Annotated in this window: 10 protein-coding genes; 6 read left to right on the plus strand and 4 right to left on the minus strand. The window is 72.0% G+C overall.

The window, feature by feature from the left end; translation table 11 throughout:
• The first annotated feature begins 186 nt into the window (after positions 1-186).
• From AUL35_RS08445 to AUL35_RS08465, 5 genes are all read left to right on the plus strand, one after another.
• Positions 187-1,836: a glucan biosynthesis protein gene (locus AUL35_RS08445; protein ID WP_244493710.1), complete on the plus strand. Its 1,650-nt coding sequence runs from the start codon at positions 187-189 to the stop codon at positions 1,834-1,836.
• Entirely contained in the window at positions 1,833-2,135 is a 303-nt protein-coding gene (locus AUL35_RS08450) for a hypothetical protein (protein WP_156417904.1), read from the plus strand. Before AUL35_RS08445 ends, AUL35_RS08450 begins: the two co-directional genes overlap by 4 nt.
• A 93-nt stretch (positions 2,136-2,228) precedes the next feature.
• Positions 2,229-4,043, plus strand: a complete 1,815-nt coding sequence (mdoH, locus tag AUL35_RS08455; protein WP_062013997.1) for a glucans biosynthesis glucosyltransferase MdoH — start codon at positions 2,229-2,231, stop codon at positions 4,041-4,043.
• A 105-nt stretch (positions 4,044-4,148) separates the two neighbouring features.
• Positions 4,149-5,531, plus strand: a complete 1,383-nt coding sequence (locus tag AUL35_RS08460) for an OFA family MFS transporter (RefSeq protein ID WP_062013999.1) — start codon at positions 4,149-4,151, stop codon at positions 5,529-5,531.
• 130 nt (positions 5,532-5,661) lie between these two features.
• Entirely contained in the window at positions 5,662-5,874 is a 213-nt protein-coding gene (locus AUL35_RS08465) for a hypothetical protein (RefSeq protein ID WP_062014001.1), read from the plus strand.
• Positions 5,875-5,883: 9 nt separating this feature from the next.
• Here the strand turns inward: AUL35_RS08465 and cobT are convergent, their stop codons facing one another.
• Positions 5,884-6,903 carry a nicotinate-nucleotide--dimethylbenzimidazole phosphoribosyltransferase gene (gene cobT, locus AUL35_RS08470; protein WP_062014003.1) on the minus strand — a complete coding sequence of 340 codons (1,020 nt, stop codon included), beginning with the start codon at positions 6,901-6,903 and terminating at the stop codon, positions 5,884-5,886.
• Between the two features lie 94 nt (positions 6,904-6,997).
• Here cobT and cobS point away from each other — a divergent pair, with 94 nt between their 5' ends.
• Complete coding sequence (gene cobS, locus AUL35_RS08475) at positions 6,998-7,789, plus strand: adenosylcobinamide-GDP ribazoletransferase (RefSeq protein ID WP_062014005.1); 792 nt, start codon at positions 6,998-7,000, stop codon at positions 7,787-7,789.
• Here cobS and cbiB read toward each other — a convergent pair.
• Genes cbiB through AUL35_RS08490 form a run of 3 tightly spaced genes read right to left on the minus strand, consistent with a single transcriptional unit; the run spans position 7,786 to position 11,050 of the window.
• Positions 7,786-8,745 carry an adenosylcobinamide-phosphate synthase CbiB gene (gene cbiB, locus AUL35_RS08480; protein WP_062014007.1) on the minus strand — a complete coding sequence of 320 codons (960 nt, stop codon included), beginning with the start codon at positions 8,743-8,745 and terminating at the stop codon, positions 7,786-7,788. The genes cobS and cbiB overlap by 4 nt on opposite strands.
• Complete coding sequence (gene cobD, locus AUL35_RS08485; RefSeq protein ID WP_062014009.1) at positions 8,742-9,758, minus strand: threonine-phosphate decarboxylase CobD; 1,017 nt, start codon at positions 9,756-9,758, stop codon at positions 8,742-8,744. The genes cbiB and cobD overlap by 4 nt, the downstream gene beginning before the upstream one ends.
• A complete protein-coding gene (locus AUL35_RS08490; RefSeq protein WP_062014011.1) occupies positions 9,755-11,050 on the minus strand; it encodes a cobyrinate a,c-diamide synthase in 1,296 nt (431 codons plus the stop codon). The genes cobD and AUL35_RS08490 overlap by 4 nt, the downstream gene beginning before the upstream one ends.
• Positions 11,051-11,072: the final 22 nt, after the last annotated feature.

Raw genomic sequence — 11,072 nt, forward strand, 5'->3', positions numbered from 1 at the left:
CTTTCCGGCTCGACACGCCGCGCGCCGCCACATTTTCGCTTCTCGCGAAAGGCACCAAGCCGAACCCTGCCGGAACCGGTGGACAGCGGGCACCCGTTTCGGGCACTCGCTGGGCAAACTCGTGCCTGTTGCTCTATGCTCAAGTCCATGCGTGCGTTGTCGAATCGAGAGAAGACCTCCCTTCCTGTGTCGAGTCCCACAGCTTCCCGGCGCGACGCGCTGAAATATGGTCTGGCCGGCGCCCTGTCGCTGGTCTGGTGGGCGCGCGACGCCCGCGCGCAGGGCAACCCGGGCGCGCCCGGCAGTTCGCAGCCGGCCGCGCCCGCCGCGCCTCCCCCGGCGCAGCCCGCGACCCCGCCCACGGTGGTGGACACGCAGGCCTTCTCGTTCGACGCCCTGACGGCGGCCATGCGCAACCGCGCGGCCCAGCCCTACCAGGCGCCCGGCGACGTCCTGCCCCAGCCCGTCCAGGAACTGGACTACGACGGCTACCGCCGCATCCTGTTCCGCCGCGAGCGCACGGTCTGGGCGAACGAGCCGCTCCAGTTCCAGATGCAGGCCTATTTTCCGGGCTTCCTCTACAAGGAGCCGACGCACGTCTTCATCGGCGACGGCACGCGCTTCCAGCTCCAGGCCTTCTCGGGCGCGGACTTCGAGTTCCTCGCCCCGCTCGACCCGACCCTCTACCAGGGCCTGGCTCTGCCGGGCGTCGCGGGCTTCCGCCTCAACACGCCGATCGACCGGCCCGACCTCTTCGACGAGCTCGTCTCGTTCCTGGGCGCGTCCTACTTCCGCGCGCTCGGCATGAACAACCGCTACGGCCTCTCGGCGCGCGGCCTCGCCCTCAACACCGCGACCTCGGTGGAGGAGGAGTTCCCGCGCTTCACGAACTTCTACGTCGTGAAGCCCCAGGCCGGCGAGGAGAGCATCCAGATCTTCGCCGAGCTCGACAGCCCGAGCCTGGCGGGCGCCTATTCCTTCACCGTGCGCCCCGGCGTCCAGACCGTGATCGACGTGACGGCGCGCCTCTTCTTCCGCAGCGCGGTGGAGCGGCTGGGTGTCGCCCCGCTCACCTCGATGTACCACTTCGGCGAAAACGACCACAACGTGCGCGAGGACTTCCGGCCGGAGATCCACGACTCCGACGGCTTGGCGATCCAGCGCCCGAACGGCGAGCACCTGTGGCGCCCGCTCAAGAACCCGGACGACCTCGCCCTCTCCTATTTCGGCGAAACCTCGCCGCGCGCCTTCGGCCTCCTGCAGCGCGACCGCGACTTCTCTCACTACCAGGACGTCGAGGCGCATTACGAGCTGCGCCCCTCGCTCATGATCGAGCCGCTCGGCGACTGGGGCCGGGGCATCGTGCAGCTCGTCGAGATCCCGACCAACTCCGAGGTCAACGACAACATCGTCGCCTTCTGGGTGCCCGAGGAGAAGCCGCAGCCGGGCTCGCAGTTCGAGTTCCGCTACCGCATGCGCTGGGGCTTCCTGGAGGACGCGCTGAGCCATCAGGCCCGCGTCACCGGCACGTTCGCGGGGGTCGGCGGCAACGGCGCGGACACGACCGAGACGGACCTCAGGCGCTTCGAGATCAACTTCGGCGGCGGCACGGCGCAGAACCTGCCCGCCGACGCCATGCTGACGCCGATCGTCGACGTGCCGGAGAACGCCCGGCTCATCCATAGCGGCATGGCGCGCCTGCCCGACGGCGGCTGGCGCCTGTCGATCGAGCTCCAGAAGCTCGACGCCATGCCCGTGGAGCTGCGCGCCAAGCTCCTGTTCAACCAGACCACCGTCTCCGAGACCTGGCACTACCAGTGGACCGGCAAGCCGTGAGCGTCACCGCTCCTCCGGGCGAGACGCGGCCCTTCGACACGCGGCCCGCGGGCGAGCTGGTGAACCGGCCGGACCTCACCGAGGCCCAGCTCCTTCAGGCGATCGCCGAGCGCCTCGCCTTCGAGAACCGCACCGGCCCCGAGCCGGCCGTGGTGATCGAGGCCGCGCGGCTCGGCAAGCGCAAGGCGCTGACCTTCCTGCGCCAGCTCGTCCTTCCCCCTCCCCGGTCCCGCCTCGAGATGCCGGTGCAGCCGATCCTGCGCGAGCATCTTGCGGGGGGCCCGCAAGGATCGCATTGATTTCCGTCGGCAAATAGCCGATCGGAACGCGCTCCGCCCCCGCCGATCCTCCCCGGCGAGAGGGCGCCGACCTGAAGGCACGCGGACAGGCCCATGATCGCTCTCGGCAGATTGCTCTTTGCGCTGACCGCCCTCCTGCTCGCTTTGGCGGCGGGCGTTCTCTTCGCCATCGTCGTCACCGCCAACGGCACGACCTGGCTCCATGTCGTGCAGGTCCTCCTCCTGTCGATCTGCTGCCTCTGGCTCGCCTGGGGCTTCAACACGGCGGTGGTGGGCATCGTCTCGCGGCGCGGCCAGCGCTGGCGCGCGCCCGTCGTGCCCGGCCGCCCGCCCGGCCGCACCGCGATCCTGATGCCGGTCTACAACGAGGACGCCGAGGCCGTTCTGGCGCGCGTGGCCGCCATGATCGAGGGCCTGCGCGCGATCCGTAGGCTCGACCGCTTCGACGTCCACGTCCTGTCGGACTCCACACGGCCCGAATGCGTGGTGGCCGAGCGGCGAGCGACCTTCCTCGTCGCCTCGGCGCTGGAAGTAGGCGGTCAGCTCTTCTATCGCAACCGCACCAAGAACATCGGCCGCAAGGCCGGCAACATCGCCGACTTCGTCACCACGAGCGGCGGCGCCTACGACTACATGCTGATCCTCGACGCCGACTCGCTCATGCGGCCCGAGACCATGGTCGAGATGGTGGCGCGCATGGACGCCGATCCCGAGCTCGCCCTTCTTCAGACCCAGCCGCTTATCATCGGCCGGCGCACGCTGTTCGGGCGCGCGCTCCAGTTCTCGGCCGCGCTCTACTCGCCGGTCTTCTCGCGCGGCATCGCCCAGCTGCAAGGGCGCGAGGGTCCGTTCTGGGGCCACAACGCGATCGTGCGCACGCGCGCCTTCGCCGCCCATTGCGGCCTGCCGAACCTGTCGGGCAAGCCGCCCTTCGGCGGGCACATCCTCTCGCACGACTTCGTGGAAGCCGCGCTTCTCGCCCGGTCGGGCTGGAAGGTGCGCGTCGATCCCGACCTGCACGGCTCGTTCGAGGAGGCCCCCACCAACCTCATCGAATACGCCAAGCGCGACCGCCGCTGGTGCCAGGGAAACCTCCAGCACGGCCGCCTGATCCCGGCTCCCCAGATCAACCTGTGGAGCCGCATCTCCATGGTGACCGGCATCATGGCCTATGCGGCCTCGCCGATCTGGCTCCTGTTCCTGATCGTCTCGCTGCTCGACCCGATCCTGGCGCCGGCGCCTGACTACTTCCCCGCCGACTCGCTGTTTCCCGTCTTTCCGCGTCCCGAGACCGGCAAGGCGCTGCTGCTGCTGCTCGGCATCTTCCTGCTTCTCCTCCTGCCCAAGACCCTGATCGCGCTGCGCACCGCCTTCTCGCGCCGCGCGCCGGCCTTCGGGGGCGCGGCCAACATCGTGCTCGGCGGCGCGCTGGAGCTCGCGCTCACCTCGGCGCTCGCCCCCATCATGATGATGTTCCAGACCAAGGCCGTGGTGGAGATCCTCGCCCAGACCGACAGCGGCTGGCCCTCCACCGACCGCGACGACGAGGGCTTGCCGCTTGGCGTCGCCTTCCAGGCCTCCTGGTGGATGGTGATCGCGGGCGCGGCGCTCCTGTTCACGACCTTCTTCTACGCGTTCCAGCTCTTCCTCTGGGTGTGCCCGATCGCGGTGCCGCTGCTTGTCGCACCCTTCTTCATCTCGCTCACCGGCAACCCGGCCTTCGGCGACCGCATCCGCCGCTCGGGCCTCCTCGCCACGCCCTTCGAGATCGACCCCGAGCCCGTGATCCGCGCTTCCGAGAAGTGGCGGCGCCGGCTGGTGGACGAGGTCGCCGCGCGAGAGGCGGCTCGCCCCGCCGCGTCGGCTCCCGCGCCCGACAAGCTGCAATTCACGCCGCACCCCGCCTGAGGCCAGGCGGCGCCGGGCCTCAGGCGGGCAAAGGTTCGCCTGCCCTGCGGGTTGCCGCTCCCGGCCCGTTCTGAAACCATGCCGCCTCGAAACGGGAGGCGAATCATGGTGACCACAACGGCGGAGCCGCGCGGCTCCTGGCTGTCGCGAGAGCGCACGGTCGCCGAACCCGGCTTCAGCCGCTGGATGGTGCCGCCCGCCGCGCTGTGCGTTCATCTGTGCATCGGGCAGGCCTACGCCTTCTCGGTGTTCAACCTGCCGATGACGCGGCTCCTCGGCGTCAGCGAGCCCGCGCCCGGCGACTGGGCGCTGACCGAGATCGGCTGGATCTTCTCGATCGCGATCGTCTTCCTCGGCCTGGCGGCCGCCTTCGGCGGCGCCTGGGTGGAGCGCGTCGGCCCGCGCCGCACCATGGCGACGGCGGCCGCCTTCTTCGGCGGCGGCTTCCTGGTGGCCGCGCTCGGCGTCCACCTGCACCAGCTCTGGCTGGTCTATCTCGGCTACGGGGTCTTGGGCGGCACGGGCCTCGGCCTTGGCTACATCTCGCCGGTCAAGACGCTGATGACCTGGTTTCCCGACCGGCCCGGCATGGCGACCGGCATGGCGATCATGGGATTTGGCGGCGGCGCCTTCGTGGCCTCGCCGCTCTCGGTCTGGCTGATGGGCCGCTTCGCCTCGCCGGCCTCGGTGGGCGTGGCCGAGACCTTCGTGGTGCTGGGTTTCGGCTACTTCCTGTTCATGATGGTGGGTGCGGCCATCGTGCGCGTGCCGCGCGCCGGCTGGGCGCCGGCCGGCTACACGCCCGCCCGCACGTCGACGGGCCTCGTCACGACCGCCGACGTCCATGTCGACGAGGCCATGAAGACACGGCAGTTCTGGCTTCTCTGGGGTATGCTCTGCCTCAACGTGACGGCCGGCATTGGCGTCCTCGGCCAGGCCTCGGCCATGATCCAGGAGATGTTCCCGGGCGTCATCACGGCGGCGGCGGCGGCCGGCTTCGTCGGCCTCCTGTCGCTCTTCAACATGGCGGGCCGCTTCGTCTGGGCCTCCACCTCCGACTATATCGGCCGGCGCGCCACCTACATGATCTTCTTCGCGCTCGGCCTCGTGCTCTACGCACTGGTGCCCTCGTCGGGCCGCATGGGCTCGGTGGTGCTCTTCGTCCTGTTCTACGCGGTCATCATGTCGATGTACGGCGGCGGCTTCGCGACGATCCCCGCCTACCTCCGGGACGTCTTCGGGGTGCGCTATGTCGGCGCGATCCACGGCCGGCTGCTGACCGCCTGGTCCGTGGCGGGCGTCGCAGGCCCGGTGCTCGTCAACTACATCCGCCAGTACCAGCTCGACCAGGGCGTGGCGAAGGCCGACGCCTACACGATCACCATGTACATCATGGCGGGGCTGCTGGCGGCGGGCCTCGTCCTGAACCTCCTGATGACGCCGGTGGACAAGCGTCACCACCTGCCGGCCGACGCGGCTAAGGCGTGAGGGAACGAGCCATGCGGCACACCGCCGCTCAACGCCGCGCTCGCGCCCGTGTGAGCGGGCCCCGCTGGCCTCCGCCGCCCGGAGCGGCGTAGAAGAGGCGTGCAACACGGACGCGGGAGACACGCGGCGCATGGCGCTCGGCGACAACAACCACCCCTTCTTCCGCCCGCTCTGGCGGCGCGTTCTTCTGGTCGCCGTCTGCGCCGCCTGGGCGCTGTTCGAACTCCTCGTGACGGGCGACCGGACCTGGGCGATCATGACCGGCATCGTCGCCGCCTACGCGGCCTGGACGTTCCTGATCACCTATCAGCCGACGCCGGCCGACCCGGCCGGCAAGGACTGAGCCTCGGGCTCAGTCCCGGTTGGCGACGCCGGCCTGAGAGAAGGTCGCCATGCCCGAGTGGCAGGCGACCGCCGCCTTGACGATGCCGGCGGCGAGCGCCGCCCCCGTGCCCTCGCCGAGCCGCATGCCGAGCGCGAGCAGCGGAACCTTGTTCATGCGCTGAAGTGCCGCCTGGTGGCCGCGCTCGGCCGAGACGTGGCCGAACAGGCAATGGTCGAGCGCCGTCGGGTCGAGCGCATGGAGGACGGCGGCCGCCGCCGTCACCGTGAAGCCGTCGACGATCACCGGCACGCGCTGCATGCGGGCGGCCAGGATCGCGCCCACCGACGCCGCGATCTCGCGTCCCCCCAAGCGCCGCAGCACCTCCAGCGGATCCGACAGGTGCCCGGCATGAAGGTCGAGCGCCTCCTGCACGATGGCGGCCTTGCGCTGGAGACCGGCCGCGTCGTGGCCGGTGCCCGCCCCCACCCAGTCCGCCGCCGTGCCGCCGAAGAGCGCGGCAAAGATCGCGGCCGCGACCGCCGTGTTGCCGATGCCCATCTCGCCGATGCACAGGAGATCCGGCTCGCCGGCCAGGCACTCCATGCCGAAGGCCATGGTAGCGGCGCAGTCGCGCTCGCTGAAGGCCGCCTCGCGCGAGATGTCGCCGGTCGGCACGTCGAGCGCGAGGTCGAAGACCTTGAGCCCGAGGTCGTAGGTCGCGCAGATCTGGTTGATCGCCGCGCCCCCGGCCGCGAAGTTCTCGACCATGGCCTGCGTCACCGAGACCGGAAAGGCCGAGACGCCGCGCGCCGCCACGCCGTGGTTGCCCGCGAACACGCAGACCACCGGCCGGTCGACGGTCGGCGCGCGGCCCTGCCAGGCCGCCATCCACTCGGCGATCTCCTCGAGGCGCCCGAGCGAACCCGACGGCTTGGTGAGCTCCTCCTGACGGTGGCGCGCGTCGTGCCGCGCCTGCGTATCGGGTCCCGGCATGGAGCGCAGGAGCGCGCGGATGTCGTCGAAGGGCAGGCCGGTGATGCTGGACATGGGTCTTCCTGGCAAACGCGTCGCGGCGGTCTTGGCCCCTTGCGCGCGCCATGGCAAGCGCCGGTCCCGCCGGTAAGCCTTTGCGCGAATCGCCGTGATCGCGGCCTATGGCGCGATGCGCCCCGACCTCGCCCTTCTCCGAACGCTCACCTTCCTGTCGCGCCTGCCGCCCGTTTCCTTCGCCTTCCGGGACGGGCCGCATCCGCTGGGCGCGGATGCGCCGCTGTTTCCGCTTGCCGGCGCGCTGATCGCCCTGCCGCCCGCGCTCCTTCTGCCGCTCGGCACGGCGCTCGGCCTCGCCCCGCTCGTCGCGGCGACGCTGTGCGTGCTCTCGCTCGTCGCGCTGACGGGGGCGCTCCACGAGGACGGGCTCGGCGACACGGCGGACGGGCTCTTCGGCCACCGCGCGACCGCCGATGCGCTGCGCATCATGAAGGACAGCCGCGTCGGCACCTATGGTGCGCTGGCGCTGACGGGATCGCTGGTTCTGCGCATCGCGCTTCTCGCCGATCTCGCCGCCGTCCGGCCCGGCGCAGCGGCGCTGGCGCTCGTGGCGGCGTCCGCCGCGAGCCGGGGCTGGATGGCGTGGCTCTGGAGCCGGCTTGCGACCGCCGATCCGGGAGGGTTGGCGGACAGCGTCGGCCGTCCCTCGGCGGCGGCCGGACGCGCGGGGCTCGTTCTCGGCCTCGCGATCGCGGCGGCGCTCGGCCTCGCCGTGGCGGACGTGCCGGGTCTCGTCCTGCCCGCGCTCCTCTCGGCGCTGCCGGTTCTCTGGCTGGCGCGCGTCCTGCGGCGGCGCCTGGGCGGGCAGACCGGCGACACGCTCGGTGCCGCGCAGCAGCTCTGCGAGATGGCATTGCTTCTCGGCTTCGCGCTCGTCGTCTAGCCGAAGACGAGCGCCAGGCCGAGCGTCAGGACGAGGAGCAGGTCGCAGAAGCGGCGGAAGATGCGAAGCGCCCGCGCGATGTCGGATAGGCCCGCCTCGCGCCGACCTTCCGCGCAGAGGAAGGGCGCGTCCACCTCGATCTCGCCGTAGCGGCGCGGGCCACCGAGCGCGAGGCGCAGGGCGCCCGCCATCGCCCCTTCCGGCCAGCCGGCATTGGGCGAGCGGTGGTGGGGCGCGTCGCGCCGCGCGACGGTCCAGGCCCGGCGCATGGCGCGCCCCCCGTAGCGCAGGCCGCTCAGCGCGAAGAGCAGCGCCGAAAGCCGCGCGGGGGCGAGGTTGGCGAAATCGTCGAGGCGCGCGCTCGCCCAGCCGAAGGCGCGGCGACGCTCGTCCATGTGGCCGACCATGGAGTCGGCCGTGTTCAGCATCTTGTAGGCGAGAAGCCCGGGCAGGCCGGCGAGGGCGTAGAAGAACCACGGCGCCACGACGCCGTCGGAGGCGTTCTCCGCCAGGCTCTCGATCGCCGCGCGGCAGACGCCCGCTTCGTCGAGCTGATCCGGATCGCGCCCGACGATCATCGACACGGCCTCGCGCCCGCCCTCCAGCCCGTCGCGGTCGAGCGCCCGCTCCACGCGCTCCACGTGATCGGCCAGACTCTTCTGGGCGAGGAAGACCGAGGCGATCACCGCTTCCAGCACGAGGCCGAAGGGCCCGAGCGCGCGGAACAGGGCATGGAGCACGGCGCCCGCCGCCATCGCCAGCAGGAGAAGGGCGAGGATGGCGAGCGTTCCGGCGACCTTGCGCCGACGCTCCGGCCATTCGGGGCGGTTGAGATACCACTCGGCGCGGCCGATCAACCAGCCGAGCCAGACCACGGGATGGGGCAGACGGCGCCAGAGCCGGTCCGGGTCGCCGAAGACGCGGTCGAACAGGAGGGCGAGCGACAGGGCGATCATGCGGCGATCTCCCGCAGGGCGTCACGCAGCGACCGGCAAAGGCGTCCGGCCTCGCCTTCGCTCGCGCACAGGCCGAAGCGCAGCGCGTCCGGTTCCGTCTCGAAGGGGCGAACGAGGATGCGCCGGCGCGCCAGCGCCTCGAACAGCGCGTGCGCGCGGCGGTGACGCACGAGCGCGAAGAGCGCGGCGTCGCCCATCGGCTCCAGACCGGCCTCCCCGATCGCGCGGCGCGTCCAGCCGCTCGCCGCCCGGATGCCGACGCGAAGGCGCGCCAAGGCGGGACCATCCTCCAGAAGGGCCGTCCCGACGGCGATGGCCGGCCCCGAGACCGGCCACTCGCCCAGCCGGGCGCGCAGCGGCGCTTCCAGCGCCGGGGGCACGAGAGCGAAGCCGAGGCGCAGGCCCGCCAGCCCGAAGGTCTTGCCGAAGGAGCGCAGCACCACGAGGCCGGGCCGCCCGGCCTGGGCTGCCACGCTCTCGCGCGGGTCGGCGTCCATGAAGGCCTCGTCGACCACGAGGACGCCGCCGCGCGCCGCCAGCCGGTCGGCGAGGTCCAGAAGGATAGCGGCTGGAAAGCGGCGGCCGTCGGGATTGTTGGGGTTGGCGACGAAGGCGAGCGACGCGTCGGCCGCCCCGTCGCGCGGGTCCTCGATCCGCACGACCCGGTGGCCGGCGGCCTCCAGCGCCTTCCCATGTCCGCCGTAGGCGAAGCGCAGCGCGGCGGCCGCCCCGGCGGGCACGAGATGGGGGAGCGCCGCGATCAAGGCCCCGGAGCCCGACGCCGCCACGATCCGCGCTTCGAGCCCCGCGCCCGTGAAACGGCGGAAGGCGTCCACCATGCGCGCCTCGTCCTCGGCCTCCGGCAAGCGCGTCCAGCTTTCCGGCGGAACGGGCGGCAGCGCGGGCGGGCGCGGGTTGATGCCGGTGGACAGGTCGAGCCAGTCGGCGCGAGCCCCGCCATAGGTCCGGATCGCCGCCAGGAGCGCGCCGCCGTGAACGAGCGCTTCCCTCATGCGCGGTCGATCACGTGGAGGAAGGAGCCGGCGACACGGCCCGCCTGCAGACCCGCGAGCCCGAGGTCTTCGCCCAGCGCGTCGCGCGCCCGGAACAGGGGGGCGCCCCGCTCCGACAAGGTGCTGGTGTAATGGAACTCGTGTGCGGTGAGCGCGCCCTCCCACGGCCCGCCCGGCAGCGTCTCCAGACGGCGATAGCCGAGATGCCGGCGGCGCTCGTGAAACGAGGTCTCGACGCCGAGCAGCCCGAGCATGGCGTGACGCGCGCCGTTCGCATCCACCAGCCCCTCGCCCAGAACCATGTAGCCGCCGCACTCGCCATAGACCCGCGCCCCGCCTGCCGCGGCCCGGTGCATCCCCGCGCGAAAGGCCGCCACCGCCGCCAGCCGTCCGGCATGGAGCTCGGGATAGCCGCCCGGCAGGAACACCGCGTCGGCCGCCGCGTCCGGCGCCTCGTCGGCAAGCGGCGAGAAGGGGTGAAGGCTCGCGCCCGCCGCCCGCCAGCCGTCGAGGAGATGGGGGTAGGCAAAGCCAAAGGCGGTATCCTGCGCCACGGCGACGCGCGTGCCCAGCGGCGCGAGGGTTTCAGCCGAGACCGTTTCGCGTGAAACATCGGGGACCAGCCATCGGTCCAGCGCCCCGGGCATAAGGCCTGCCGCGAGCCAGTCGGCGGCGTCATGCAGGAACGTGGCCAGGCCCGCGTGCTCACCGGCCTGGACGAGGCCGAGATGGCGCTCGGGCAGCACGAGATGCGGCGCGGGGGGCAAAACGGCGAGCACCGGCAGATCGAGCGGTGCGAGGGCCTCGCGCAGCATCCGCTCGTGGCGCGTCGAGGCCACGCGGTTGAGCACGAGGCCGGCAAAGCGCAAGCGCGGCCGGTGGTCGCGAAAGCCGCGCACGAGCGCCGCGACCGAGTGCGACTGGCGCGCGCAGTCCACCACCAGCACGACGGCAAGGTCCAGCAGCTCGGCGAGATCGGCCGACGAGCCCGTCCCGTCGGCCGCGCCGTCGAAGAGACCCATCATCCCTTCCGCGACCAGCGGCACAGGGCCTTGCGCCAGCGCGCGGAGGAGAACCGGGCGCATGGCGTAGGGGTCGAGATTGACGGAGGGAACGCCCGCCGCCGCCGCGTGGAAGGTGGGGTCGATATAGTCCGGCCCCGCCTTGGCAGGGCGCACGGCGACGCCCTCGCGCCGCAGGTGGGCGAGGAGCGCGAGCGTCACCAGCGTCTTGCCGGAGCCCGAATGGGGCGCGGCGACGAGGAGACCGGAGGGGAATGCGCGATCAGGCATGACGGCCGCGCTTTTCGCACGA

This window comes from Aureimonas sp. AU4, assembly GCF_001463765.1.
Lineage (GTDB): Bacteria > Pseudomonadota > Alphaproteobacteria > Rhizobiales > Rhizobiaceae > Aureimonas.